A 25,395-nucleotide genomic window follows, 5' to 3' on the forward strand; every position below is an offset into this window, starting at 1 on the left:
CGACTCACGGTGGGGTGTCACGAAGGACGTAGCCGACGCCTCGCACAGTGTGCAGCAGCCGAGGTTCCCCGCCAGCCTCGGTCTTGCGGCGGAGGTAGCCGACATAGACCTCCAGGGAGTTCGCCGAGGTCGGGAAGTCGAAGCCCCACACCTCCTCGAGGATCTGCGTACGCTCCAGGACCTGCCTGGGGTGGCGGAGGAAGAGCTCGAGGAGCGCGAACTCGGTACGTGTCAGGCTGATCGCCCGTTCACCGCGGAGGACTTCCCTCGTGCTCGGCTCGAGCGTGAGGTCGGCGTAGGCCAGCGTCGTGCCGTCAGAGCCCGGCGTCGCGCGCCGGAGCAGGGCTCGCAGCCGGGCCAGCAACTCCTCGAGCGCGAACGGCTTGCTCAGGTAGTCGTCCGCCCCGGCGTCGAGGCCGGTGACCCGGTCCGCCACCGCGTCGCGCGCGGTGAGGACGAGGATGGGCACATCGTTGCCGGTGGCCCGCAGCGCCCGACAGGTGGCGATTCCGTCGAGGCGCGGCATCATGACGTCGAGGATCACCGCGTCGGGATTCTTCGCGGCGACGCTTCGCAGCGCCTGCTCACCACTCTCGGCAAGCTCGACCTCGAAGCCGTTGAAGACGAGCGACCGGCGCAGGGAGTCCCTGACCCCCTGATCGTCGTCCACGACAAGGATCCGCACGAGACGCAGTCTGCCCCCTCGACCTGAACGCACGCTGAGCGCAATGCGGTGCTGACCTGCGTGGTCTCGGGTGTGCGTTGCAGGCCCGCCCGCACCGGGGTGGTTTGCGACGTACGTCCGCGTCATCGTGGTTTCCGGGCCGCTCAGCGGCGGATCTCGAACGACGTGAGGCCCTCCACCCGCTCGTCGTGCGACTCGAGGTGCAGGACTTGGGCGGTGGGTGGACCGGTTCGGCACCAGTCGAGCATCGTGGCGACCTGGACCTCGGTGCCTTCGAAGACGGCCTCGACGGCGCCGTCGTGGCGATTGCGTACCCATCCGGCCACTCCGGCGGCGTTGGCCGCGCGCCGGCAGCTGTCCCGGAAGAACACTCCCTGGACCCTTCCACGGGCGACGACGCGGGTACGAATGATCGCGGACATGCCACCAGCATGCCCAAGGCCGCACGGACAGGTCAGGCTGCGAGGGCGGGGAGCTGGCCGGCGGTCGTCCCGGACCGGCAGCGCCAGCCGTGCTCGGTCACCAGGAAGACGTCCGCCACCGGCAGGCCGTACAGACCTGACTCGTCGGTGAGAGCGTGCAGCCAGGCGTCGTCGGTCGGAAGCCAGACGACCCGACCACGCCGGCAACGGACCATGACGACCGCATGGGTCGGTGGGCTGGGCCGTTCCTTCGGCGCCATCGTGGCGAGCATGCCGCGGAGGGCGGTGCGTGCCTCCGCAGCACCGATTGTCCCGCCGGACGAGCCGGCGGGCGACCTGCCGGACGAGGCGGCGGGCGACGGTGGCGGCAGGTCGATCCAGCCGGCATGGTCGACGTAGGAGCGGGACAGTCGGATGATCGCCAGGACGACGCGATCGCGGCCGAACGGCACGTGTCGGCCGATCCGGCGCAGGAGCGTCCCGGGATCACGCTGGGCAACGGAACGACTTGTTCTGGTCACACAGCCAAGCCTGCCCGATTTGCGCCAGATGCCCCGGTAGTTATCCACAAGTAGCACGCTGTGGATGATCGACACCTGACAGTGCCGCCGATCGGGCATGCTTCCGTCCACCGTTTCACCGGGAGGAAGCCGCAACGGGGAGGAAGCGTGGAGAGATTCCATCTGGTCGGTTGCATCCGAGTAGATCCGCCGCTGCGGCGGGTTGAGTTCGAGTACCTCACGGCGTTCGCCGAGTCGCGCCGGTGGAGCCGGCCGGATGGCCCTTACGCGGTACCCGGCAACCCGCTCGCGGAGTGCCTGGACTCGTCGCTCGACCTGGCGAGCTACGGCGTACCAGCGGAAGGGCAGCCGGGCCTGTTGTGTCCGTGGATCCCGAGCCGGGCCGGGGAGATCCTCGTGCCGGTGGACGGCCTGCCCGGTGGCAACGGGCTGCCACCCGGCGAAGTGGCCGGGTGGCTGGACTATCTGAGCGAGCACTTCCTCCGTCCGGGCGCGCTGACCGAGAAGGTCGACGAGGGCCCGTCGGCGGAGACGTTCGTCGACTTCGGTTTCGATCACGTGCTGAACGGTGCGGCGGCGGTGTCCAGTGACCGCACCGGGCTCTTGACCCTTGTCCGGGTCGCGGCCAACCAGATCAGGGTCGAGGCCGTTTCCGAGAGCGTGCCGTCCGGTCAGTCGGACCAGGTCAATAGTGTGTAGGGCGCGAGGTCGGGGTCGTCAGCGGCAAGGGTGCGCACGACGCCCGGGGTGGTTGTCGCGGTCTCGAACCGGACCGTCACCCGACCGAGGCCCGCTCCCCAGACCCAGCCTCGGCCGTACGACGCGTGAACGGCGTCCGCGCCGGGCATCCAGCGCCGCGCGCCAGGCTCCTGTGTCGCGTCACCCGCGTGAGGTCCGCCGGCATCTGTGCTGACGTCGGTCTTCCGCCCGCTGGCCTGACCCGCTTCGCTGGCCTGACCAGCGCCGGCGGGCGGCTCGGTCATGTCCGCCTGCCCCCACTCCGCACCGGCAGTGCCCGCGGAGGTCGCGTCCTGGGGGAGGGCGTCGTCGCGGGAGGAGAACAGATCCTGCTGGGCCCAGTCCGCGAGTCCTGACACACCCACGCCGAGCAACCGCACCCCGGCCGACGTGTCGACCTCCTGGAGCAGGCGGCGGGCGAGGGCCGTCACCGTCCGGCGATCGTCGGTGGGGCCGGCGACCGTGGCCGAACGGGTATGAGTGGTGAAGTCGAAGAGCCGGATCTTCACCGTGACAGTCCGGCCGGACAGTCCCTCGCCGACCAGACGTTCGCAGACCCGGGTGGCGAGCCGGTCCACTATCACGGCGAGCAGGGCCGGGTCGGCGATGTCGCGGTCGAAGGTGTCCTCGACGCTGATCGACTTCGACTCGCGTTCGGCGACGACCGGCCGGTCGTCCTGCGCCCGGGCGAGTCGGCTCAGCGACTGCCCGTGAGCCTTGCCGAGCAAGGAGACGAGTTCGTTCTCCGGGACCCGTGCGAGCTCACCCACCGTGTGCACTCCGATCCGGCGCAGGCGTTCGTTGGTGGCCGGTCCCACGCCGGGGATTCGCGACACTGGCATCGGCCGCAGGAGCGCGCTCTCGGTGCCGGGTGGGACGACCACGAGTCCGTCCGGTTTGTCGAGGTCACTCGCGATCTTGGCGATGAGCTTGGAGGACCCGGCGCCGATCGATGCGGTGACGCCACCGCTGGTTTCGCTCACGCGTGCCTTGAGCTCACGGCCCAGGTCCTCGACGTCCGCGGCGCTCAGGTCGGTCTGACCGGCGGCCGCCAGATCGACGTACGCCTCGTCGAACGACACCGGTTCGACCAGCGGGGAAACTTCGCGCAGAACGGCCAGGACCGCGCGACTGGTCAACCGGTACGCGGCGAAACGCCCGCTGAGGAACGCCGCATGTGGGCAGCGCGACCGCGCCTCCGCCATCCGCATGGCCGAACGGACACCGAACGCGCGCGCTTCGTACGACGCCGTGGCGACGACTCCGCGCGGCCCCAAGCCACCGACGATCACGGGCTTTCCGCGCAGCGACGGCTTGTCGCGTTGCTCGACCGCGGCGAAGAACGCATCCAGGTCGAGGTGGAGGACGCTCGGCTCGGTGCGCACAGGCGTCATCCTCGCAACCTCGGGAGGCCGGTGACGTGAGTGGACGACCGGTTCGGCCGCCGCGGTACTCAGGTGGGCGTGGGACCCGGCGGCGCTTGGCCGGCCACATTTCATCCACAGGTACGTGATCGGCGGGTTCGTCCACAGGCCGGCGAACATGCCGGCTGCCCGACTCCCGCGCTGCCACGCTCGACCCATGAACACACCCACCCGTACCCACCGTCCCGGCCTCACCCTGCGCACCCCCGAGGACGTCCTCGCCAAGGTGCCCTACCTCGTGGGCTTCCACCCACACGAGAGCCTCGTCGTCCTGGCCATCCGACCGGACCAGGAGGTGCACTGCACGCTGCGGGCCGACTTGCCACCCGACGTCAGCTGGCCCGACCCGGAGAGGCGAGATGATGCCGGTGACGCCGCGGTCGCTGACCTTGTGGACCTCGATGTCGCCTACCCCGGCGTTGACCGCGGCGTTCACCCGGGCACGGAGACAGGCGTTGAGCAAAGCACACAGGCAGGCGTTGACCCGGGCACGGAGACAGGCACGGAGACAGGCATCGGCGGGCGGATCGACGAGAGCGAGATCCTCGACCTCGCCGTGCACCTCGCGGACGTTCTCTTCGGCCAGGAGACGACCCATGCCCTGCTGATCGCCTACACGTCGAACTCGTTCCGCGCGGGCCCGGTGCTGCGGATCGTCCACGCCGTTCTCGAGGCCGCCGGTATCACAGTGCTCGACCGGCTGATCGCAGATGGGCAGCGCTGGTGGTCTGACGCCTGCCTGGACGCGGGATGTTGTCCGCGGTCCGGCACTCCGTACGATCTCGCGCACCATCCGGTGACGGCCAGGTCGGTGTTCGCAGGCGAGGTCGCGCTCGCCGACGAGGAGGCCTTGCGCCGTTCGATCGCGCCCACCGACGGGGAGTCGGCGTCTGTCATGCGTGCACTCATCGCACGGGTGGGGGAGGAGGTCGCGGGCCGGTCGAGTGCCTGTGCCACCGGAGACGCCGTACGCACGACGGGCCAACGCATGGACGATGCATGCCACTATGTCGCCACCCTCGTCGAGACAGGTGCGGGTGTCTCCTCACCCCTGACCGACGAGCAGGTGGCAAGGGCCTGCGTCCTGGTCGCTGACCACAAGACGATGGCAGCGGTCGCAAAACTCGTCACGCCGGAGACAGCGGGCGTCCACCAGGACCTGTGGACACGCGTGCTCCGCCGGACCGTGGCACCTCACGATGCGGGTCCCGCGACGTTGTTGGCGTTCGCGGCGTGGTCGGGCGGGCATGGGGCCCTTTCCCGCTGTGCGCTCGAACGCGCCCTCGCGAGTGATCCGGACTGTCCGATGGCCTACTTCGTTGCGGAGCTGTTGACCCACGGCGTTTCTCCGGGGCACGAGAGGGTGTGAGATGCCTTAAGCAGGGGTGGTCCGCCGTCCTCACCGATGCCGGATTCTGTTGTCCAGCTTCTTCGTTTTCTGATGAGATCTGAGGAATTCTGGTCAAGACAGTGCCTCGCGACCCCTTGGCGAGAAGTGCATTCGATGCGACTCTCGCGGTGAGGGGTTCCTGGGGGAGGAGCGGCGGATGGGGCAGGAGATCGAGGCCCGGGCCTTCACCCGTGAGGACCGTGCCAGGTTCCGCAGCAAGCTACGTCGCTGCACCGAGGCGTGCACGCAGATGCTCGACGAGTCGTGGTTCGAGGGCGACTCGAGGTCGACCGGATTCGAGATCGAGCTGAACCTCGTCGACGAGCGCGGCGATCCCGCTCTCCGGAACGCCGAGATCCTCGAGGCGATCGACGATCCCGCCTTCCAGACCGAGCTGGCGCAGTACAACATCGAGGTCAACATGGCACCGCGCCGGCTGTACGGCAGTGCCCTGAAGGACTTCGAGGACGACCTGTGGGCGCGCCTCAACGCCGCTGACGCGAAGGCCCGTGAGCGCGGTGCACGGATCGCCATGGTCGGGATCCTGCCGACGGTGACGGCCGGCCACATGTCGGTCGACGTACTCTCTCCCAACACCAGGTACAAGCTCCTCAACGACCAGATCATCCTCGCCCGTGGCGAAGACATCCGGATCGTCATCGATGGGGTCGACGAGCTCGTGATGACGACCGACACCGTGGCGCCCGAGTCTGCGTGCACGAGTACCCAGCTCCACCTGCAGGTGAGCCCGGACGCCTTTGCTGCCTACTGGAACGCCGCCCAGGCCATCGCCGGCCCGCAGGTCGCCGTCTGCGCCAACTCCCCGTTCCTGTTCGGCAAGGAGCTGTGGAGAGAGACCCGGATCAAACTGTTCGAGCAGGCGATCGACACCCGCAGCGACGAACTCGTGGAGCAGGGCGTCCGGCCCCGGGTGTGGTTCGGCGAACGCTGGCTCGGTTCGGTGAGCGAACTGTTCGACGAGAACGTCCGGTACTTCTCTCCGTTGTTGCCGGTATGTGACGACGAGGATCCGCTGGAGTCGCTGGGCAGTGGGCGCACCCCTGACCTGTCGGAGCTTCGCCTGCACAACGGCACGATCTACCGCTGGAACCGACCGGTCTACGACGTCGTCGACAACCAGCCCCACCTGCGGATCGAGAACCGTGTCCTGCCGGCCGGGCCGACCGTCGTCGACGTCCTCGCCAACGCCGCGTTCTACTTCGGTCTGGTTCGCCAGCTCGCAGAAGCCGACCGTCCGCTCTGGTCGCAGATGTCCTTCGACGCGGCGGCGGAGAACTTCGTACGCGGTGCGCGCCACGGCATCGGTGCCGAGCAGTACTGGCCAGGTTCCGGATGGCTGCAGGCCGCCGAACTCGTGCTCCGCAAGCTCCTGCCGCTCGCCCACGAAGGGCTCGCCAGCTGGGGCGTCGACCGTGCCCAGCGCGAGCGCCTGCTCGGCGTGATCGAGCAGCGCTGCCTGTCCGGGCAGAACGGCGCCGCTTGGCAGGTGGCCACGTTCCACCGCATCTACGACCGGGGTCGTATCTCGCGCCTCGACGCGTTGCGCGAGATGGTGCGCCGCTATCTCGAGTACATGTCGACCAACGCGCCGGTGCACACCTGGCCTGTCGACCAGTCCTAGCCGGACCTGCGAACCCCGGGTCCCGGCCGGAGCGATCCCCGGGTCCCGGCCGGACCAGTTGACCCGGCGCGCACACCCCAGCCTCCGGACATACCTCGCTCGGAACTCGGACCGGGAGGCAACCGTCATCCGGGGAAAAGCGTCTGAAGGCCCGAGAGGAGGTCGATCATGCCCAACCAGCGTCGTGTCGGCCGGGGTGGCCGCCATCCCGTCCTGCGCGGGTCGTCCTGGACCTGGCAGGAGCATGCAGCCTGCCGGAGCGAACCTGCCGACATCTTCTTCGGCCCGGAGGGCGAGAAGCCGGCAGAACGCAATGAGCGCGAGCAGCGTGCGGTCGAGATCTGTGCGGGATGTCCGGTCCGCCAGCAATGCCAGGGACACGCGGTTCGGCTGCCCGAGACCTACGGCGTCTGGGGTGGGACGACCGAGGCCGGGCGGCAGACGTCCCGACGCGGCCGACTGGCCTCTCCCGCCGCGTAGGGCCGGCCGTCTCCTCCTCTGATCGGCCATCAACCACCCGAGCCCCGAGCGCTGCGGCTAGCGACTGCCCACCGTCCGGCGCACGCGAGGCACGACCACAGGTTCGGTGCCGGTGACGTCCAGCCAGCCCAGCCGGGTCGCGGCATAGATCGGCGCCGGTTCCACGCCCACGATGTCGCAGGCGACGAGCCAGGAACGCCACCAGTCACGATCGTGTTCGAGGAACTCGAGCGGCCCCGGGCGAACGACGATCATGGTGGCGCGCACAGGTGAGGCCGCTCCGCCGGTCACTGGCTCGCCGGCGGCGTCTCCTGGTGACACCAGGCTTTCCAGTGTCCTGACGGCCAGGTCGACCCGCAATGCATGGTCGAGCGGGGCATGAACCGCGCCGGCAAGGAGGTCGCCAGACGGGTCCCCGGCAGGTGCACCGTCGCGGGCGAGCAGGTGGACCTCGGCGCTTGAGGTGAAGATCCGGCGGCGCGTCCGGCAGCGGAGCCTCCACACGGCGCCGGTCAGGTGGCTCACCAATGCCGGGTGTGGACTGCAGGGACCGTCCGGTCCCGATGTCACGGGCATGCCCGCACTCTGCCGCAACCCTCCGACCGTCGGCGGAGGTCATCCACAGGCAGCGTGCCCGTGTAGTAGCGTCCGGGCGCAGGCCCCCTGGGCCTCTCTCGTCCGTACGACGTGCAGTCTGTGGGAGGTGCGCCCGATGGCGGCGATCGTCGTGGGCTATGTCGACAAGCCCGAGGGGCGCGCCGCCCTGCAGCGTGCCGCCGCCGAGGCGAAGCTCCGCCGGGCGCGGCTCGTGGTGGTCAATTCCCAGAGCGTCGCTGATCCGACCACGGACGAGGCCCTGGCGGCCGTGCGGGCAGAGCTCACCGAGGACGGTCTCGCCCACGAGGTCCGTGAACCCGCCCCCGGGCTCGAACCGGCGGAGGACCTCATCGCGGTGGCAGGGGAAGTGGCCGCCGACTTCATCGTGATAGGGCTCCGCCGCAGGTCACCGGTCGGCAAGCTGATCCTCGGCAGCAACGCCCAGCGGGTTCTGCTCGACGCTTCGTGCCCGGTCCTTGCGGTGAAGGCGGATTCGGGCCACGGCTAGTCCGGGCGGTGTCGGGACCGACGATCACGCACCTGCCCCTGGAGACAACGACAACGATGTGAGGAACGCGTTCATGGCCATCTCGATCACCGGCGATCCCGCGGCTGACGCCGAGCTCGACAACCCGTTCTCGCTACTCTCCGGCATGCTCCTGGACCAGCAGGTCACCATGGAGAAGGCGTTCTCCGGCCCGCGGGTGCTGGTGGAACGACTCGGTGGTCCGCTGGACCCGCAGGTCGTCGCCACCTACGACCCGGAGGCCTTCGTCGAGGTCTGCGCCCGCCCGCCGGCAGTCCACCGTTACCCCCGGTCGATGGCAGCGCGGCTCCAGACGCTGGCCCGCCTCGTCGTCGAGACGTACGACGGAAAGGCGGAACGGATCTGGACCGACGTCGCGACCGCGAAGGAGCTCCACGCCCGGCTGAAGAGCCTGCCCGGCTTCGGACCGGCCAAGGCGACGATCTTCGTCGCGCTCCTGGGCAAACAGGTCGGTGTCCGCCCGGAAGGCTGGCGGGAGGTCACCGGGAACCTGGGCGAGGAAGGCACTTTCCGCTCGGTCGCGGATGTGGTCGATGCGGATTCGCGGGCCAAGGTGCGGGCATACAAGCAGGAGCAGAAGCGTGCTGCCAAGGCTGGGCGCTGAGACCGGGCGTCACTTGGTGGCCGACGTATGCTGGAACATCGAGCATCCGGGCCGACCGCGTGAGGGATCGTGCCGCGAAGTCATCGTGATCTGCCTCTAGCGGGTGCCGCGCGGGTAGCCCCGTCGGCACGTGCCAGAATGCTCCCTTGCACTTGGCCCGGTGTCCCGGTCACTCTCACCACGAGTACGACGAGAGGAAGTTCGTGTCGTCCCGCACGTCCCGGTTTGCACCACTCCTTGAAAGCCCCGAAGTCCAGCAACTGGTCGCGCATGGCCGGGAACGCGGGCATGTCACCGCTGAGGAGGTGCGCGGCGCGTGCGAAGAAGTCGGGATCGACAAGACTCAGTGGGCGAACCTGCTGCGATACCTCGGCGAGGAAGGAGTGACCGTGTCGGTTGACTCCACCACCCAGACCACCCGCAAACGGGTCGCGGCGGCCGCTTCGCGGCGCGCGGCCGCGGTAACGCAGAACGCCGCGACACCGGCGAAGCGGGCGAATTCGGCACCGAAGTCCCGCGACGCGAAGGGGTCCGGCCCGTCCGCGCCCGGCCGCCCGGGCGGCCGCTCCACAGACGCCCCCAGGCTCGCCACGGACGCCGCGGTGGAGCTCCGGGCCGGCGAGGAGGCCCCGGCCGCCGAGCAGGCCAGAGCGCTCACGAGCGTCCCTGACGAGCCGGTCCGGGCAAGTGCCGACCCCGCCGACCCGGCACCGTCCGGGAAGGAGGGCGCGGGAGCCACCAAGTCGGCGGAGGCCAAGACGGGCCCGAAGTCGCGGGCGAAGGCGGCTGGCACCAAGTCCAAGAAGGGTGCGTCTGCTCCCGCGAAGCAGAAGAAGGCCGGCGACGCCGACAGCGAGGTCGCTCTCGAGATCGAAGGTGCGCTCGAGGAAGAGGGCTTCGTTCTGTCCGAGGACGATGACACCGACGAGCCGGAGCAGCAGGTGGTGGTCGCCGGTGCGACCGCCGACCCGGTGAAGGACTACCTCAAGCAGATCGGCAAGGTTCCCCTGCTGAACGCCGAGCAGGAGGTGGAACTGGCCAAGCGGATCGAGGCGGGGCTGTTCGCCGAGGAGAAGCTCGCGCCCGAGGAAGGCACGCCGCCGCCGGCAGAGGCCACCACCGAGCTCGAGTGGATCGCCGAAGACGGTCACCGTGCCAAGAACCATCTGCTGGAGGCGAACCTCCGCCTCGTGGTGTCGTTGGCGAAGCGCTACACCGGCCGGGGCATGCTCTTCCTCGACCTGATCCAGGAGGGGAACCTCGGGCTGATCAGGGCGGTGGAGAAGTTCGACTACACCAAGGGCTACAAGTTCTCGACGTACGCCACGTGGTGGATCCGCCAGGCGATCACCCGGGCGATGGCCGACCAGGCGCGCACGATCCGGATCCCCGTCCACATGGTCGAGGTGATCAACAAGCTCGCCCGCGTCCAGCGGCAGATGCTGCAGGACCTGGGCCGGGAACCTACTCCGGAGGAGCTGGCCAAGGAGCTGGACATGACTCCGGAGAAGGTCATCGAAGTCCAGAAGTACGGCCGCGAGCCGATCTCCCTGCACACGCCTCTGGGTGAGGAGGGCGACTCCGAGTTCGGGGACCTGATCGAGGACTCCGAGGCCATCGTCCCCGCGGACGCCGTGTCGTTCACCTTGTTGCAGGAGCAGTTGCATGCGGTGCTCGACACCCTGTCCGAGCGCGAGGCCGGCGTCGTGTCGATGCGGTTCGGGCTGACCGACGGCCAGCCGAAGACGTTGGACGAGATCGGCAAGGTCTACGGTGTGACCCGCGAGCGGATCCGCCAGATCGAGTCCAAGACGATGAGCAAGCTCCGCCATCCCAGCCGGTCCCAGGTGCTCCGCGACTACCTCGACTGACCAGGGTTCGGCGGTGGCGGCGAGCCGCGCCACCACCGCCGAGTTGGCGGTCGACCGCGAGGTGAGATAGTGATAGTTCCGTGACACACGCCACCATGCCCCGTACTCCCGTCCTGGCGTACGGGGCTCTTTGGTTTGTCCAAGAAGCACCGAGGGTTGTCCAAGCACCGTGGGTTGCCGAAGCACATGCTGCTCGTTGGTGTCAGCACGGGGCGGCTCATGATCCGGCGCATCGACCTGTCCGTTTGCTGCTGTCCCGCCCCCGGGACGACGGCAGGAGTTGAAAGGGAAGCGCGTGAGCATCGAAGGCATCGAGCAGACGCCGGCGCAGAAAAGCCGAAAGCGGGTCCGCAAGACGGCGCGCAAGTCGGCCAAGGCGCCTGCGGCAGCGGCGGTGACCGCGGTCGCGGATCCGAAGAGCGACTCGGCCGAGCCGCCTGCCAACGGCGAGGTCGTCGGCGACGTCGACCTCGAGGCCGACGGTGAAGGTTTCGTTCTGTCCGAGGGTGATGACACCGACGAGCCGGAGCAGCAGGTGGTGGTCGCCGGTGCGACCGCCGACCCGGTGAAGGACTACCTCAAGCAGATCGGCAAGGTTCCCCTGCTGAACGCCGAGCAGGAGGTGGAGCTGGCCAAGCGGATCGAGGCAGGGCTGTTCGCGGAAGAGAAGCTCGCGATGGCCACTGACCCCTCGGTCGTGGAGGCGGGCAGTGAGCTGGACTGGATCGCAGAGGACGGCCACAAGGCGAAGAACCATCTGCTGGAGGCGAACCTGCGGTTGGTGGTGTCGTTGGCGAAGCGTTACACCGGCCGGGGTATGGGTTTCCTCGACCTGATCCAGGAGGGGAACCTCGGGCTGATCAGGGCGGTGGAGAAGTTCGACTACACCAAGGGCTACAAGTTCTCGACGTACGCCACGTGGTGGATCCGGCAGGCGATCACCCGGGCGATGGCCGACCAGGCGCGCACGATCCGGATCCCCGTGCACATGGTCGAGGTGATCAACAAGCTGGCTCGGCTGCAGCGGCAGATGCTGCAGGACCTGGGTCGGGAACCTACTCCGGAGGAGCTGGCCAAGGAGCTGGACATGACTCCGGAGAAGGTCATCGAGGTACGCAAGTACGGCCGCGAGCCGATCTCCCTGCACACGCCTCTGGGTGAGGACGGCGACTCCGAGTTCGGTGATTTGATCGAGGACTCCGAGGCCATCGTGCCCACCGACGTGGTGACCTTCGCGCTGTTCCGCGAGCAGCTGCTCTCGGTCCTCGACACGCTGAGCGAGCGCGAGGCCGGCGTGATCTCCCTCCGCTTCGGGCTGACCGACGGCCAGCCGAAGACGTTGGACGAGATCGGCAAGGTCTACGGCGTGACCCGCGAGCGGATCCGCCAGATCGAGTCCAAGACGATGAGCAAGCTCCGCCATCCCAGCCGGTCCCAGGTGCTCCGCGACTTCCTCGACTGACCGGGTTGGTTCACCTGTGCCGGTCGGCCAGTTGGGCTTCGTACAGTGAGGCCGGCACGAGACCGGGTTGGTTCGCACCCTCGATGTGGCCCGTCGGCTGCTCGAACGGTCCGTCGCCGGTGACCTCGCCCGCACATCCGATCGCGTAGTTCTGCGCGGTGGGTGGTCTCTGGACGACGAGTCGACGGCCGGCCATGTCGGCGTTCCACGCCACCGAGTGCGCCGACGCCCAGCCGTGGCCGGTGCCGTAGTCGCCGCGGTTGTAGATACCGAGGGTGATGCCGGTGGCTGGCGCGACCTCGCGGTGGTTGTCCCAGAGCAGCGCCTGGCTCCACCGCCGGTGACCCTCGCTGGAGGCGAGGCTGCCTTCGGAGACTCCACGCAGGAAGACCACGCCTGAGGCGGTGGAGGTGCCGTTGGAGATGTACGCATGGCGGGCCCTGCTGGCGTAACAGTCGGCGAAGAGGACCTGCTGGGAGTACTTCTCGGTGTTGAAGTTGTAGCGCAGCCCACCGGTGACCACAGAAGCCGGATCAAGTGCGCGGCTTTTCACGATCGTGGCCCGGGTGCACTCGTCGGTTTCCACGCCCGCCTTCGCGAAATGCAGCATCGTGCAGCCACTGACCCACACGTCCTCGACCTGGCGGAGCTTGATGGCGACCCAGGCGTGATCCTCGTCCTGGTCGGGATCCCCGGCGAACTCGATGTCGATCCGGAGATCCTCCACGCCGACCTCTGCCACCACGCCGGTCCGGTCCCACGCATAGACGTACGACGGCGACAGGTCACGGCGTAGGTGGTTGAAGAGGGGTACGTCGACGGTGATCCGGTTTCCGCGGATCTCGGTGATCCGCCGGTTGTAGACGATCGGCTGACTGTCCACGGTCCACGGTTCGTCCCTTCCCGTGGCGCCGTGGTCGATCGCTGCGAGCCACTCGGCCGTGCAGGGGTGGACGAGGATCAGGCTGTCGCCAGGGGAGAGCGCCGAGGCGTCGGCGACGTTGAACGAGCGCGCACCGACCTCGACGACGTCGGAGGTGACGGTGGTCCGGGTGCCGGGGAACTCACCACGCCACTGCGTACTCGCACCGCCGCCGACAACGAGGACGTCGCGGTGCTCGGGCACGTTTCCGACCGCACGGATGACCGTGTTGGACGCCGGATCCACCTCGTCGCCGACACCACGCAGGACCACGCCGTCGTGGTTCAGGCGTACGGTCCCGGCGACGGGATAGATGCCGGCCTCCAGCAGGACAGCGCCGCGCAGACCGTCCGGGTCCTTCGGGAGCTGGCCCACTGCGTCGATGGCGGCCTGGATGTGGCCGGTGTTGTCACCCTCGACGGGTCCGATCCGGCGGACGGTAGGCACCTCGGGGATCGGCTGGTCGGCGTTCCGGTAGCCCGCGTGGCTGAAATCGGGGATCCGGTTCTGTTCGGCGTCCTGGTGGTAGCGGAGGCGGCCGTCGGCGTCGTAGTGGACGAGCCGCGACTGCCAGCCGGTCTCGGTCGCACCAGCCCCAGATCCCGTCGCCCCGGCCGGGAGCTGCCCCGCAAGCTGACCGAGCACCAGGCCTCCACTCATCGTGAGAAGCGACCGCCGGTTCACCGCGTCGAACGACGCCATGGTGACACCCACCTTCGACATCTGCGACGAGAGCCACGGACCGGCCTCATCAGACGGTGAGTACGTGATCGACGCTGAGTATGGTCGGCCGGGCGGATCGGTGGAACCGGGCGGCCGGGACAGCCGTGGCGATAACCGGACGAGGTCTCCCGAGGACGCTCAGTACGGTCGGTTCCGGCGGTTGCGGCTCAGGGTCCGCCGGCTCAGGGTCCGCCGGCTCGGTGGAGTAGCGCCCAGGTCCGCACGCCTGGCCGGGGCCGGGTGACCGCGCCTGGGGCGCCTGCGTGGGGTCCTGGACGTGAACGTGCCGGCCACCACGTGGATGGCCGGCACGGACGTGCGTGGCGTCGGGGGCGGCACCGCGGGGGCGCCGCCGTAGGTCAGTTGGGGGTGTCCGTTTCCACACCGAGTCGGTTGGTCTCGTCCTGGATGTCGGTCGCGACCTCGCGCAGCTTCGCAGAGTGCTCGCGACCGTGATGTGCGCAGAACAACAGCTCGCCGCCAGACCCCAGGGACACCCGGACGTACGCCTGGGCGCCGCAGCGGTCGCAGCGGTCCGCGGCCGAAAGTGGCGTGGCAACTGCAGCAGTCACGTGATCTTCTCTCCGTTGTCGAGGACTCCAACTCCGTCAACATCCAACCAGGTGCCAGCTCTTCCCGCCCAGCTGCCGGAACCTGTGGTGCCGTTAGGGCAAGCTTGACCCCGCCAGGCGGACCGCGCCACTCCGAAGGGCCCGAATACGTTCCGCGCTCCGCGCAAAAAGGGACCCTTGGCGGCCGGATATGGTCGTATGGCGCTTGCCGATGTGGCCAACGTCACTCCCTCCTTCCGGCTCGGCGTGGGAGTCCTGGCCTGTCCCCGCAGGTCGGTAGCCTGAGAGCGCTCAACAGCCCAGGAACGGTCTCCCAGACGACAAATATCTACGAAACGTAGTGATGAGACCACGGAGAGGAGCGGTCCTTGTCCACTCGGCCGGCGGACCTCGATCACTCTGGCTACACCGCGCGCCACCTCACGGTGCTCGAGGGCCTGGAGGCCGTACGCAAACGGCCAGGCATGTACATCGGTTCCACCGACACCCGGGGGCTCATGCAGTGCCTGTGGGAGCCGATCGACAACGCGGTGGATGAGGCGCTCGCGGGCGCGTGCAGTCGGATCGAGGTCATCCTGCACCCCGACGGCTCGGCAGAGGTTCGTGACAACGGGCGCGGCATCCCCGTCGACATCGAGCCGCGGACGAAGCTCTCCGGCGTCGAGGTGGTCTTCACCCGGTTGCACGCCGGCGGCAAGTTCGGCGGCATCTCCTACACCGCCTCCGGCGGCCTGCACGGTGTCGGCGCCTCGGTGATCAACGCCCTGTCCGAACGCCTCGACGTCGAGGTCGACCGGGCGCCCGCGACCTGGGCGATGAGCTTCCGCCGCGGCGTGCCGGGGTCCTTCTCCGCCGAGGGACCCAAGACGTCGTTCAGCAAGGGATCGGGACTCTCCAAGGTCGGCAGGGTCAAGAAGGGCACGACCGGAACCCGGGTGCGGTTCTGGCCGGACCGGCAGATCTTCACCAAGGATGCGGTGTTCGCCTTCGACGAGTTGGTGACCCGCGCGCGTCAGACCTCGTTCCTGGTTCCCGGGCTCGAGGTGGTCGTCCGCGACGAGCGGGTCGGCGCTGACGACGGCGGTCCGCGGGAAGAGAGCTTCCGCCATGACGGCGGCATCGCCGAGTACACGGAGTTCCTCGCCCCTGACGAGGCCGTCACCGGTGTCATCCGGCTACAGGGCGAAGGCCACTTCACCGAGACGGTGCAGGTGCTCGACGACAAGGGCCACCTCAGCCCTCAGGAGGTGGAGCGCGACCTCGGGGTCGACGTGGCCGTCCGCTGGGGGACCGGCTACGAGACCGAGATCCGTTCGTTTGTCAACGTCATCGCCACCACCAAGGGCGGTACGCACCTGCAGGGCTTCGAGCGGGCGCTGACCCGCACCGTCAACGACGTGTTGCGCGGTTCGCGGCTCCTGCGTACCAACGAACCCGACGTCACCAAGGACGACATACTCGAAGGCCTCACGGCCGTCGTGGCCGTACGTCTGGCCGAGCCGCAGTTCGAGGGCCAGACCAAGGAGATCCTCGGCACCCCGGCGGCCACGCGGATCGTGTCCAATGTCGTCAAGAAGGAACTCGACGCGTTCCTGACCTCCAGCAAGCGGGGCCAGAAGGCACAGGCCCGCGCCGCACTGGAGAAGGTCGTCGCGGCGGCCCGTGCGCGCGTCGCGGCGCGCCAGCACCGTGACGCACAACGGCGCAAGAACGCCCTGGAGTCCTCGGCCCTGCCGGCGAAGCTCGCCGACTGTCGGTCCTCCGACGTCGACCGCAGCGAGCTGTTCATCGTCGAGGGAGACTCTGCGCTCGGCACAGCCAAGCTCGCCCGCAACTCCGAGTTCCAGGCGTTGCTGCCGATCCGCGGCAAGATCCTCAATGTCCAGAAGGCTTCGGTCTCCGACATGCTGAAGAACGTCGAGTGCGCGGCGATCATCCAGGTGGTCGGAGCAGGTTCGGGTCGTACGTTCGACATCGACAGCGCGCGCTACGGCAAGATCGTCTTCATGGCCGACGCGGACTCCGACGGCGCCCACATCCGCTGCCTGCTGGCGACATTGTTCTGGCGCTACATGCGGCCGCTCGTCGAGGCCGGGCGCGTCTTCACCGCCGTACCGCCACTGCACCGGATCGAGCTGGTCAATCCCAAGAAGGGCCAGGACAAGTACCTCTACACCTACTCCGACGCGGAGTACCACCGCACCCGGGTCCAGCTCGACAAGCGTGGTGTCAGGCACAAGGAGCCGCCGCAGCGTTACAAGGGCCTCGGTGAGATGGATGCCGGCCAGCTGGCCGAGACCACGATGGATCCGCGCCGGCGCACACTCAGGCGACTCACGGCCGCGGGGGCGGAGGAGGCCGAGCGGGTCTTCGAACTCCTCATGGGTAACGACGTGGCGCCCCGCCGGGAGTTCCTCGTTGCCAGTGCGCGCGACCTCGACGAGGCGCGGATCGACACCTGATCCTTCCCCGACGCAATCCCTCCGCGTCGTTGAGCGACCACACCTGAGCCGGTACGGTGCTTGAGCGGATGATCTCGATCACGATTCACCGGCGCTAAGGGGGAAATGGCGGGTGTCTGAGTCCACCGGGACGGCGGCGACCGAACCAAACGCGCAGCCTGAGCTTCGCCGGGTCATCGGTCCCAAACTGCTGCTCTTCTTCGTCATCGGCGACATCCTCGGCACCGGCATCTACGCGCTGACGGGCACTGTCGCCGGCGAGGTCGGCGGCGCCGCGTGGATGTCGTTCGGGCTGTCGTTCATCGTCGCGATGTTCACCGCGACGTCCTATGTCGAGCTGGTCGGCAAATACCCCAAGGCCGCCGGCGCCGCGCTCTACACCCAACGTGCGTTCGGGATCCACTTCCTCACCTTCATGGTGGCATTTGCCGTCATGTGCTCGGGGCTCACCTCGGCGGGTGCGGCGTCACGGGCGTTCGGTGGCGACTACCTGCAGGAGTTCTGGTCGGTGCCGACGCTTCCCGTGGCGATCGGGTTCCTCATCGTCCTTGCGCTGATCAACTTCCGCGGTGTCTCGGAGTCGGTGAAGTTCAACGTCTTCCTCACCTGCGTCGAGCTGTCCGGGCTCATCCTCATCATCGTGATCGGTACGCTCGCGCTGACTCGCGGCGTCGGTGATGCCGGTAACGCGCTGGAGTTCAACTCCGAGGGCACGGCGTTCGGGCTCGTGGTCAGTGGTGCCGCGCTGGCATTCTTCGCCTTGGTGGGTTTCGAGGACTCGGTCAACATGGCCGAGGAGACCACCGACCCACAGCGGACCTTCCCTCGCGCGCTGTTCCTGGGCATCACCCTCACGGGGATCGTCTACATGCTGGTCGCGTTCTTCGCCACCGCGCTGGTCCCGCTCGGCGTGCTGGGCGAGTCGACCGGCCCACTGCTCGAAGTCGTCCGGGCGGGTGCAACCTGGTTCCCGCTGTGGCTGTTCTCGCTGATCGCACTCTTCGCCGTGACCAACTCCGCACTGATCAACATGATGATGGCGTCGCGACTGGTCTACGGGATGTCCCGGGAGCAGATCGTGCCGTCGGTCTTGGGCACTGTGCACCCGTTCCGGCGTACTCCGTGGGTCGCGATCTTCTTCACGTCGGTGCTCGCCATCGGCCTGGCCAGCTGGGGTGGCGTCAGCGACCTCGGCGGTACGACGGCGCTGCTGTTGCTGTGCGTCTTCACCCTCGTCAACGCCGCCGTGCTCGTCCTGCGCAAGGACCGGGTCGAGCACGAGCACTACCGCGCCCCGACCGTCTTTCCGGTTCTGGGCATCATCAGTTGCTTCTATCTGGCCACGCCATGGTCCGGTCGCGACCCTCAGCAGTACCTGATCGCCGGCGTCCTGCTCGTCATCGGACTCGTGTTGTGGGTGGTCAACTGGCTGGTGCAGCGGGCCATGGCTTCGCGGGCGAGTGGTGAGGAGCCCCGCGCCTGAGGCCGGTGCGCCGCAGGGTGAGGATCGCGACCACGCCCGCGATCGCCGCACAGGAGGCGGCTCCGGCGAAGATCGTGTGGAGCTGGACGAGTGCCGCTTCGCGGAGCGCGTCGGCGTACGCGGGACACTGAGCGGGAGTGTCCGGGCACAGCGCTTCTGGCGAAGGGATCCGCGTCTGCTCGGCGAAGAACCGCCGCAAGCCCACGGCCGTGAGCGCGGACAGCCCCACCAGCATGCCGACCATCCGCGCGACGACCAGCAGGGCGCTCGCGACCCCGTGGGTCTCGGCTCGGGTCGCGGCGAGCAAGGCGGCGTTGACGGGCGCGATCGCGAGTCCGAAACCGAGCCCGCCCACGACAAGGGCGACGTCGCTCCATGCACTGTCGAGAGCGTCCTGCCGCCACATGGCCATCGCGACGAACGCGCCTGCGCTCATCGCCATGCCGGCGGCGGTGAGCAGGGCCGACGGGAGCCGGCTCGTGAGCCAGCCACCGACGAGGGCCCCGACCGGCAGGGCGACGAGGAAGCGCAGCAGCACGAGCGCGGCACCGAACTGCGAGTCCGGATAGTGGGTGGCCCGGGCGAAGATCGGCACGTCGACGAGTGCGGCGATGAGCGCCGCGCCAGTGAAGAAGCTGACGACCAGTGCACCCCACGCGGCAGGTGCGGCGAGAGTGTCGCGAGGCACGATCGGGTTCGTGGCGCGACGCTGACGCCAGGTGAACGCCAGCGCACACAGCGCCGCCGCTCCGAGCAACCACGGTCCGGCCGGGGAGAGGACCTCCGTCGCCGGATCCGCGACCGCGAACGCGAGGACCACCCCACCCAGCGCAAGGCCCAGCAGGAGCGCCCCCGGGAAGTCGGCGGCCGCGACGACCGCGGGAAGCCGCCGAAGGCTCAGCAGCGGACGGTCGGCCGTGGCCTGACGGGCGAGGAAGAGGCCGGACAGCACGAGGGTCGCGATCCCGATGGGCGTGGCGAGCCTTGACTCGCCGGCGAGCGGGAGGAACGCCAGCCCGAGCGTCACGTCCGTGACCAGGCGCCCTGGTGCGGTGAGGGTGAGCGTGAGCGCGCTCAGTGCGAGCAGCCCGAGCAGGATGCCCGGCAGGTCACGAGGCGGGCGCGCCGGCGCCGTGGTGGTCGTGCGCCGGAATCCCAGCGCCAGGAACAGCCCGCAGCCGAGGTTGATCCAGAAGATCATCCGCCAGTCGGCGACGAGCAGGATCACGGCGCCGTAGAGCGGGCCGATGACGCTTCCGAGCTCCTGCACCGCCCCGACGACACCGAGAGGGAGGCCGCGGCGTTCGGGAGGCCAGAGGTCGGCGACCAGGGCGAGTGTCGCAGGCACGAGCCCGCCGCCGCCCACCCCTTGCAGGAACCGCCCGGTGACGACGATGCCGAGGTCGTACGACGCCGCGGTGAGCAGTGACCCCAGGGCGAAGAGCAGCACCGCCGCGACCAGCACAGGCGTACGGCCGAACAGGTCGGAGAGTCGGCCGATCAGCGGCAGCATCGCCACATAACCGAGGAGGAAGCCGGAGATGACCGGTGTGGCCCGTTGCAGCTCGTCGACGTCGAGGCCGACCCCAACCATGATGTCCGGCAACGCGAGGACGACGACGTAGGTGTCGGCGGCGGCAAGGAGGACCGCGACGCAGCCGAGGGCCAGGTGCGAGCGGGACCCCATGCGGCCCGGAACCCTCCCGTGGGTGTCAGGTGTGCCAGGCACTCGTCAGGCGCCCTTGTGGGGCTTGGTGATGGTCGCCGGCTCGCCGTAGCGGTCGAGTACGACGGTGTAGGTGGTCGTGCTCTTCTTGTCGTAGAACGGCCCGCGGAACGTCGCCTTGCGCAGCTGCCCGGTGTCCTCGGCGACGAAGAAGTTCGTCTCGAACGTCGCCCGCGGATCGGCCACGACCAGCAACCGGCCGACGACCTTCGCGGGGAGGCGGGCGCTGACCTGGGTGACGACCTCGCGCCCGGAACGGGCTCGTCCGACATGCCTGACTCGTTGCGCATCGGTCAGGAACGACGACAAACCCTGTCCCGGATCGAGCATCAGCGCAGGGTCGGCGATGCCGAGGCGGTCCGGGTCGGTGGCGGCGAAGCGTTCGGTGAACGGGATCTGGGTGTACAGCGTGCCGTCGAGCGAGACGACCTTGAGGGTGAGCGCGACACCGCCCGTGGCCACTCGGAAGCGACCGGAGAACGCGGCCGGTCGCTTGGCGATGCCGTCGCCGCCGACGAGCACGGCGCCAGCCTCGGGGAGGCCGGCACTTGTCACCCGGAAATGCACCGTCCTGGTCGCGTCGAGTTCGCGCTTCGCCTCGACGAGAGTGGACCGCGGGTTCGCCGGGGGATCCTCGGCGCAGCCGACTAGGACGGTGGACGCCGTCCACGCAACGAGGGCGAGGAGGATGCCGACACGTCGACGCACCCGCATAGCCTGCCATGCCCGCGGGTCGGCTCGGCAAATGACCACGCTGCCTATGTATGTGGCATCCGGACCAGGCGCCGGTACCTGTTTTGGTTGCAGACACCTGCTCAGCGTGGTCAATTGCGGCGTAGGACAAGAGCAGAGCGCTTCACCCGCAGGGCATGGGCAGTGACCGTTCCCGCAGGACATTGGGGCGGTACGCCGCCCCGACACGTCTAGCTGAGAGGGCCGGCGACGGCGGCGATCGGCTGGCTGGCCGCGACCCCCGAACCGTCCCGCTTGCCTGTCGCCTCCGGCAGGTCGATGACCGCACCACTCGCCGCCGCCGCCCGGGCCGGACCGACGCCTGTCCACGCGAGCAACAGCGCGTCTTCGCCCTTGAGTAGTCGGTGGCAGCGGACGCCACCGGTGGCTCGGCCCTTCGCGGGATACTCGGAGTACGGCGTGACCTTCACCGTGCCCGCATCCGTGCCGGGCAGGGCCGACAGCGAGCCGGCGACGGTGACCACCACCGCATCCCGGACCGCGGCCTTGCCTGACGGTAGGGCGCCGAAGAAGACCACCCGCGCCTTCGCTCCGAGCCGGATCCCTGCCATCCCGCCGGCCGTCCGTCCCTGCGGGCGTACGACGGATGCAGAGAACCGCAGCAGCTGCGTATCGCTGGTGACGAAGACCAGGTCCTCGTCGCCGGTACCGAGCTCAGTCGCCCCGACGATCTCGTCGCCGTCCTTGAGCGCGATGATCTCCCAACTGTCCCGGTTGGTGAGGTGGTCGGGCTGGACGCGTTTGACCACACCGTCCTTCGTTCCCAGGGCGAGGCCGGCAGAGTCGGGATCGAACGTCGTCAGGCACAGTGGCCGTTCGCCGGACTCCAGGGAGACGAACTCACTGAGCGGCGCACCACCCTGGAGGTTGGGCGAGTTGGCCGTCGGCGGGAGCGCCGGCATGTCGAGGACGCCGAGCCGGATCAGCCGGCCGCGACTGGTGACGAGCCCGACCTGGCCGCGCGCGGTGGCGCGTACGGCCGAGATCACCACGTCGTGCTTTGCCCGTGGGCCGTCGGTCGGCAGCGGGTCGGGACCCGCCGCCCGGGCCAGCAGCCCGGTGGACGAGAGCAGTGCCCAGCACGGGTCGTCGGCCACCTCGAGTGGGACCGTGCTGGTGACCGTCTGGCCGGAAGACTCGAGCAGGACGGTACGCCGCTCCGTTCCATACGCCTTCGCCACGTCGGCCAGCTCGCCGGACACGAGCCGCTTGAGCAGGCGTTCGTCTTCGAGGATCGCGGTGAGCTCGCCGATCTCCTTCTCCAGCTCCGACTTCTCCTTCTCCAACTCGATCCGGGAGAACTTCGTGAGCCGCCGCAACTGCATGTCGAGGATGTACTGCGCCTGCGCGTCGGACAGGTCGAACACCGCGATCAGGCGTTCCTTCGCGGCCGCCGCGTCGTCACTGCCCCGAACGATCTGGATGACCTCGTCGATGTCGATGATCGCGATCAACAGACCCTCGACGAGGTGCAGGCGGTCCGAGGCCTTCGTGAGCCGGAACTGCGTGCGTCGGCGGGTCACGTCGTAGCGGTGGTGGAGGTAGACCTCCAGCAGCTCCTTCAACCCCAGCGTGCGTGGCTGCCCCTCGACCAGCGCGACGTTGTTGATGTTGAACGAATCCTCCATCGGCGTGAGCTTGTAGAGCTGCTCGAGGATCGCCTCGGGATGGAAGCCGTTCTTGATCTCGATGACGAGTTGCAGGCCGTGCTGGCGGTCGGTGAGGTCCTTGAGGTCGGCGATGCCCTGGAGCTTCTTGCTCTGCACGAGGGCCTTGATGCGTTCCATGATGCGTTCGACGCCGACGTTGTAGGGGAGTTCGGTGACGACGATTCCCTTACGCCGTGGAGTGACGCTCTCGACCCGGGCGGTGGCGCGCATCTTGAACGCACCGCGTCCGGTTTCGTACGCGTCCCGGATCCCGGCCAGGCCGATGATCTTGCCGCCGGTCGGCAGGTCGGGTCCGGGGATGAACCGCATCAGATCGTCGAGGCTGGCGTTCGGCCTCTTGATGAGGTGCCGAAGCGCCTGGACGACCTCGATGAGGTTGTGCGGCGCCATGTTGGTGGCCATACCGACGGCGATCCCGGTGGCGCCGTTGACGAGCAGGTTGGGCAGCGCAGCCGGCAACACGCCGGGTTGGGTCTCGCGGCTGTCGTAGTTGGGCACCCAGTCGACGACGTCCTCGTCGAGGGACTCCGTCATGGCAAGAGCCGGCCCCGCCATCCGACACTCCGTGTAGCGCATCGCTGCCGGACCGTCGTCCAAAGATCCAAAATTGCCGTGCCCATCGACCAGCGGGACCCGGAACGCCCAGCTCTGGGCCATCCGGACGAGTGCGTCGTAGATGGCCAGGTCACCATGCGGGTGCAGTTTTCCCATGACCTCGCCGACGACGCGGGCGCTCTTCACGTGCGCGCGGTCAGGACGCAGCCCCATGTCGGACATGGTGTAGAGAATCCGGCGCTGTACGGGCTTGAGTCCGTCGCGGGCGTCGGGCAACGCCCGGAGGTAGATCACCGAGTAGGCGTACTCGAGGAAGCTCTTGCGCATCTCGTCGCCGACGTCGATGTCGGCGATCTGCTCCTCGAAGTCGTCCGGCTGCACCATCGAACTCTTGCGGCGGGCCATAGCGGTTGTGCACTCCTCGGGTCCGGGTGAGAAGAACCAGTAGGGCTCCTACGAATAGTGGCATCCTCCGCCCACAGCCCGGCTGAGCGACGCGCGGTGGTGCCTCAGCTGGATGCCGGCCGGACAGGGCGAGCAGCGAAGGCCGTCCGCTCCAGCGTGCTCCACGCGGTGCTGACCAGCAGGTAGACGCCGGCCGCGAGTGGGACGAAGGCGGCGACGACCAGCGTGGCGTACGGCAGCAGGGGAGCGAGCCTGGCCGCCAGCGCCGGAGTCTCCTCGGGGAGGGTACGCCGAGTGAGCCGGGACGACCACCACGCGACCCCCGCGAGCAACGCGAAGGAGCGCGCAGTAGACGAGCACAGTCGGGTCATCGAGGGCGGGAGCGAGGACGGACGTGAGAAAGGTGACGATCTGGCGGTACGCCTGAGCCGGCGCGACCCGATCACCAGGGCACCGGCAGGAGCGCCAGGGCCGCCGGGCCGAGGCCGACGTCGGTGAAAGTTGCCGTAGGCAAGGATGAGCCGGACGAACTCGCCGTGCCTGCCGGGCCCTTCCGAGGCGCCCCGAGGAGAGCCGGCGGCTGGTGGAAGGCGGACGCGATGCTGGTGACGTCTCGATCGGCGGCGGAGTACGCCGCGATGTTCGACCTGGCCTCGGAAGAGCTCGCACACGCGACGATCCTCGACTGTTGCGCGGGTGGATCGAGCTTCGTCGCGGAGACCGGGACCTTCGTGGTCGCCGCCGATCCCGCCTACGCCCAGGACCGCCACGTGTTGGTGGCCGACGCGACGGCAGGACGACTCGACGGCGACCGGATCATCGAGGCGCATGCCGACCGCTTCGAGTGGGGTTGGTACGGCGATCGCGCACATCGTGAACCGGCGGCGTTCCTCCCGGTCCTCCGCGAGCAGTTGCACGCTGGTGGTCACCGGACCGAACTGCGACGGGTGCCCTACCAGTTCCAACGGGGCGCGGACCAGATGCTGGTCATCAGCGTCACGGGAACTGCGGACGACGCGCGCACAGAGGCTGGGCGATGAGCGGACACAGGGTCCGCACGCTGGCGCGGGTCTTCGCCGACGTGGAGGCGGGAAGGCTGCCGCCCGCAGATGGGTCCCTCCACGTCGTTCCTCCGCCGTCGTCACATACCAGCGCGGTCGTGGGGTTCACCGCGCACATCGTCGTGGCCGCCGACGTCGACCCCGACTGGGTGGACTCATTGGTCCCTGCCGGTGACCTGTCGGCGCCGCTCAACCCGCCGTTCCTCTCCGCTCTGTGCGCACGGCTCGACCGCAGGATCAACGCGATCGACATGGTGACCCTGGCGACCCCGCTCGGCGGTGAACCGCCGCTGCCGTTGGAGAGGCTCGATGACGCCGACCATCCGCGCGTACGAAGGGCCCACCGGTACCGCGACGACGTACGCGTGTGGAGCGTCGAGGGCGGTGTCCTCATCCTGGGGCGTGGCCTGGCCGGTCGCTGGGAGGCGGCGTTCGAGGTCGATCCGGCACACCGGGGCCGTGGACTCGGCCGCGCCCTGGCCATGTCGGCACGGCACCTGGTCGGAAGCGACGCCGTAGCCGTGTGGGCGCAGGTGACGCCCGGCAACGCCGCGTCCGTCCGTGCCCTACTGGCCGCGGGCTACCGACCGGTCGGCTCGGAGGCACTGCTGACTCCTGCGCGGTGACCGGGGGATTGGTGACCGGGGGATTGGTGACCGGGACTGGTGACCGGGGATTAC

General features: G+C 68.8%; 22 protein-coding genes and 1 pseudogene. 12 read left to right on the forward strand and 11 right to left on the reverse strand.

Annotated features, from left to right (window positions below; translation table 11 throughout):
• Positions 1 to 4: 4 nt before the first annotated feature.
• The 3 genes from ABNF93_RS17475 to ABNF93_RS17485 all read right to left on the reverse strand — a co-directional run bounded on the left by ABNF93_RS17475 (position 5) and on the right by ABNF93_RS17485 (position 1,628).
• The gene (locus tag ABNF93_RS17475) at positions 5 to 685 is read right to left on the reverse strand and encodes a response regulator transcription factor (protein ID WP_349329146.1); all 681 of its coding nucleotides are present in this window, start codon (positions 683 to 685) and stop codon (positions 5 to 7) included.
• Between the two features lie 143 nt (positions 686 to 828).
• Complete coding sequence (locus tag ABNF93_RS17480; protein WP_349329147.1) at positions 829 to 1,107, reverse strand: acylphosphatase; 279 nt, start codon at positions 1,105 to 1,107, stop codon at positions 829 to 831.
• A 32-nt stretch (positions 1,108 to 1,139) separates the two neighbouring features.
• A complete protein-coding gene (locus ABNF93_RS17485) occupies positions 1,140 to 1,628 on the reverse strand; it encodes a hypothetical protein (protein WP_349329148.1) in 489 nt (162 codons plus the stop codon).
• 147 nt (positions 1,629 to 1,775) lie between these two features.
• Between ABNF93_RS17485 and ABNF93_RS17490 the strand changes: the two genes are divergently transcribed.
• Positions 1,776 to 2,327: a hypothetical protein gene (locus ABNF93_RS17490; protein WP_349329149.1), complete on the forward strand. Its 552-nt coding sequence runs from the start codon at positions 1,776 to 1,778 to the stop codon at positions 2,325 to 2,327.
• Here the strand turns inward: ABNF93_RS17490 and ABNF93_RS17495 are convergent.
• On the reverse strand, positions 2,300 to 3,751 hold the full coding sequence (locus tag ABNF93_RS17495; protein ID WP_349329273.1) for a DNA polymerase IV: 1,452 nt from the start codon (positions 3,749 to 3,751) through the stop codon (positions 2,300 to 2,302). The genes ABNF93_RS17490 and ABNF93_RS17495 overlap by 28 nt on opposite strands.
• Positions 3,752 to 3,947: 196 nt before the next feature.
• Between ABNF93_RS17495 and ABNF93_RS17500 the strand changes: the two genes are divergently transcribed.
• From ABNF93_RS17500 to ABNF93_RS17510, 3 genes are all read left to right on the forward strand, one after another.
• Positions 3,948 to 5,159, forward strand: a complete 1,212-nt coding sequence (locus ABNF93_RS17500; RefSeq protein WP_349329150.1) for a DUF4192 domain-containing protein — start codon at positions 3,948 to 3,950, stop codon at positions 5,157 to 5,159.
• Positions 5,160 to 5,337: 178 nt separating this feature from the next.
• The gene (locus ABNF93_RS17505) at positions 5,338 to 6,822 is read left to right on the forward strand and encodes a glutamate-cysteine ligase family protein (RefSeq protein ID WP_349329151.1); all 1,485 of its coding nucleotides are present in this window, start codon (positions 5,338 to 5,340) and stop codon (positions 6,820 to 6,822) included.
• A gap of 168 nt (positions 6,823 to 6,990) precedes the next feature.
• Positions 6,991 to 7,302 (forward strand): WhiB family transcriptional regulator, encoded by a 312-nt coding sequence (locus tag ABNF93_RS17510; protein ID WP_349329152.1) that lies wholly within the window; start codon positions 6,991 to 6,993, stop codon positions 7,300 to 7,302.
• 57 nt (positions 7,303 to 7,359) lie between these two features.
• Here the strand turns inward: ABNF93_RS17510 and ABNF93_RS17515 are convergent, their stop codons facing one another.
• Complete coding sequence (locus tag ABNF93_RS17515; RefSeq protein ID WP_349329153.1) at positions 7,360 to 7,878, reverse strand: hypothetical protein; 519 nt, start codon at positions 7,876 to 7,878, stop codon at positions 7,360 to 7,362.
• Positions 7,879 to 8,014: 136 nt separating this feature from the next.
• Here ABNF93_RS17515 and ABNF93_RS17520 point away from each other — a divergent pair, with 136 nt between their 5' ends.
• The 4 genes and pseudogenes from ABNF93_RS17520 to ABNF93_RS17535 form a co-directional block, all read left to right on the forward strand.
• A complete protein-coding gene (locus ABNF93_RS17520; protein WP_349329154.1) occupies positions 8,015 to 8,407 on the forward strand; it encodes a universal stress protein in 393 nt (130 codons plus the stop codon).
• Positions 8,408 to 8,480: 73 nt separating this feature from the next.
• Positions 8,481 to 9,050, forward strand: coding sequence for an HhH-GPD-type base excision DNA repair protein (locus tag ABNF93_RS17525; RefSeq protein ID WP_349329155.1), 570 nt, complete (start codon positions 8,481 to 8,483; stop codon positions 9,048 to 9,050).
• 203 nt (positions 9,051 to 9,253) lie between these two features.
• On the forward strand, positions 9,254 to 10,921 hold the full coding sequence (locus ABNF93_RS17530; protein ID WP_349329156.1) for an RNA polymerase sigma factor: 1,668 nt from the start codon (positions 9,254 to 9,256) through the stop codon (positions 10,919 to 10,921).
• A 232-nt stretch (positions 10,922 to 11,153) separates the two neighbouring features.
• A pseudogene (locus ABNF93_RS17535) lies at positions 11,154 to 12,383 on the forward strand (RNA polymerase sigma factor); the annotation flags it as partial.
• Between the two features lie 10 nt (positions 12,384 to 12,393).
• On the opposite strand, the gene ABNF93_RS17540 reads toward ABNF93_RS17535, so the two are convergent.
• Both ABNF93_RS17540 and ABNF93_RS17545 read right to left on the reverse strand, forming a co-directional pair.
• Positions 12,394 to 14,007: a hypothetical protein gene (locus ABNF93_RS17540; RefSeq protein WP_349329157.1), complete on the reverse strand. Its 1,614-nt coding sequence runs from the start codon at positions 14,005 to 14,007 to the stop codon at positions 12,394 to 12,396.
• 380 nt (positions 14,008 to 14,387) lie between these two features.
• Positions 14,388 to 14,600 carry a DUF7455 domain-containing protein gene (locus ABNF93_RS17545; protein ID WP_349329158.1) on the reverse strand — a complete coding sequence of 71 codons (213 nt, stop codon included), beginning with the start codon at positions 14,598 to 14,600 and terminating at the stop codon, positions 14,388 to 14,390.
• 368 nt (positions 14,601 to 14,968) lie between these two features.
• Between ABNF93_RS17545 and ABNF93_RS17550 the strand changes: the two genes are divergently transcribed.
• Together ABNF93_RS17550 and ABNF93_RS17555 are read left to right on the forward strand one after the other, a co-directional pair.
• Positions 14,969 to 17,062 (forward strand): DNA gyrase/topoisomerase IV subunit B, encoded by a 2,094-nt coding sequence (locus tag ABNF93_RS17550; RefSeq protein ID WP_349329159.1) that lies wholly within the window; start codon positions 14,969 to 14,971, stop codon positions 17,060 to 17,062.
• 112 nt (positions 17,063 to 17,174) lie between these two features.
• Positions 17,175 to 18,545 (forward strand): APC family permease, encoded by a 1,371-nt coding sequence (locus ABNF93_RS17555; protein ID WP_349329160.1) that lies wholly within the window; start codon positions 17,175 to 17,177, stop codon positions 18,543 to 18,545.
• Here ABNF93_RS17555 and ABNF93_RS17560 read toward each other — a convergent pair.
• The 4 genes from ABNF93_RS17560 to ABNF93_RS17575 form a co-directional block, all read right to left on the reverse strand.
• Positions 18,484 to 20,232 carry an MFS transporter gene (locus tag ABNF93_RS17560; protein ID WP_349329161.1) on the reverse strand — a complete coding sequence of 583 codons (1,749 nt, stop codon included), beginning with the start codon at positions 20,230 to 20,232 and terminating at the stop codon, positions 18,484 to 18,486. The two genes, ABNF93_RS17555 and ABNF93_RS17560, sit on opposite strands and share 62 nt — an antisense overlap.
• A gap of 45 nt (positions 20,233 to 20,277) precedes the next feature.
• On the reverse strand, positions 20,278 to 20,979 hold the full coding sequence (locus ABNF93_RS17565) for an LppX_LprAFG lipoprotein (protein ID WP_349329162.1): 702 nt from the start codon (positions 20,977 to 20,979) through the stop codon (positions 20,278 to 20,280).
• Between the two features lie 215 nt (positions 20,980 to 21,194).
• Complete coding sequence (locus ABNF93_RS17570; RefSeq protein ID WP_349329163.1) at positions 21,195 to 23,654, reverse strand: DNA gyrase/topoisomerase IV subunit A; 2,460 nt, start codon at positions 23,652 to 23,654, stop codon at positions 21,195 to 21,197.
• A gap of 104 nt (positions 23,655 to 23,758) precedes the next feature.
• The gene (locus ABNF93_RS17575) at positions 23,759 to 24,025 is read right to left on the reverse strand and encodes a hypothetical protein (protein WP_349329164.1); all 267 of its coding nucleotides are present in this window, start codon (positions 24,023 to 24,025) and stop codon (positions 23,759 to 23,761) included.
• 123 nt (positions 24,026 to 24,148) lie between these two features.
• Here ABNF93_RS17575 and ABNF93_RS17580 point away from each other — a divergent pair, with 123 nt between their 5' ends.
• A complete protein-coding gene (locus ABNF93_RS17580) occupies positions 24,149 to 24,694 on the forward strand; it encodes a hypothetical protein (protein ID WP_349329165.1) in 546 nt (181 codons plus the stop codon).
• On the forward strand, positions 24,691 to 25,341 hold the full coding sequence (locus tag ABNF93_RS17585; protein WP_349329166.1) for a GNAT family N-acetyltransferase: 651 nt from the start codon (positions 24,691 to 24,693) through the stop codon (positions 25,339 to 25,341). Before ABNF93_RS17580 ends, ABNF93_RS17585 begins: the two co-directional genes overlap by 4 nt.
• Positions 25,342 to 25,395: the final 54 nt, after the last annotated feature.

This window comes from Actinopolymorpha sp. B9G3 (assembly GCF_040120725.1).
Taxonomy (GTDB): domain Bacteria; phylum Actinomycetota; class Actinomycetes; order Propionibacteriales; family Actinopolymorphaceae; genus Thermasporomyces.

Coding starts and splice junctions, on each gene's coding strand:
- ABNF93_RS17480 (WP_349329147.1), bottom strand. CDS start 1,107: ATGTCCGCGATCATTCGTACCCGCGTCGTCGCCCGTGGAAGGGTCCAG.
- ABNF93_RS17500 (WP_349329150.1), top strand. CDS start 3,948: ATGAACACACCCACCCGTACCCACCGTCCCGGCCTCACCCTGCGCACC.
- ABNF93_RS17505 (WP_349329151.1), top strand. CDS start 5,338: ATGGGGCAGGAGATCGAGGCCCGGGCCTTCACCCGTGAGGACCGTGCC.
- ABNF93_RS17510 (WP_349329152.1), top strand. CDS start 6,991: ATGCCCAACCAGCGTCGTGTCGGCCGGGGTGGCCGCCATCCCGTCCTG.
- ABNF93_RS17515 (WP_349329153.1), bottom strand. CDS start 7,878: ATGCCCGTGACATCGGGACCGGACGGTCCCTGCAGTCCACACCCGGCA.
- ABNF93_RS17520 (WP_349329154.1), top strand. CDS start 8,015: ATGGCGGCGATCGTCGTGGGCTATGTCGACAAGCCCGAGGGGCGCGCC.
- ABNF93_RS17525 (WP_349329155.1), top strand. CDS start 8,481: ATGGCCATCTCGATCACCGGCGATCCCGCGGCTGACGCCGAGCTCGAC.
- ABNF93_RS17540 (WP_349329157.1), bottom strand. CDS start 14,007: ATGGCGTCGTTCGACGCGGTGAACCGGCGGTCGCTTCTCACGATGAGT.
- ABNF93_RS17560 (WP_349329161.1), bottom strand. CDS start 20,232: ATGGGGTCCCGCTCGCACCTGGCCCTCGGCTGCGTCGCGGTCCTCCTT.
- ABNF93_RS17570 (WP_349329163.1), bottom strand. CDS start 23,654: ATGGCCCGCCGCAAGAGTTCGATGGTGCAGCCGGACGACTTCGAGGAG.
- ABNF93_RS17575 (WP_349329164.1), bottom strand. CDS start 24,025: ATGACCCGACTGTGCTCGTCTACTGCGCGCTCCTTCGCGTTGCTCGCG.
- ABNF93_RS17585 (WP_349329166.1), top strand. CDS start 24,691: ATGAGCGGACACAGGGTCCGCACGCTGGCGCGGGTCTTCGCCGACGTG.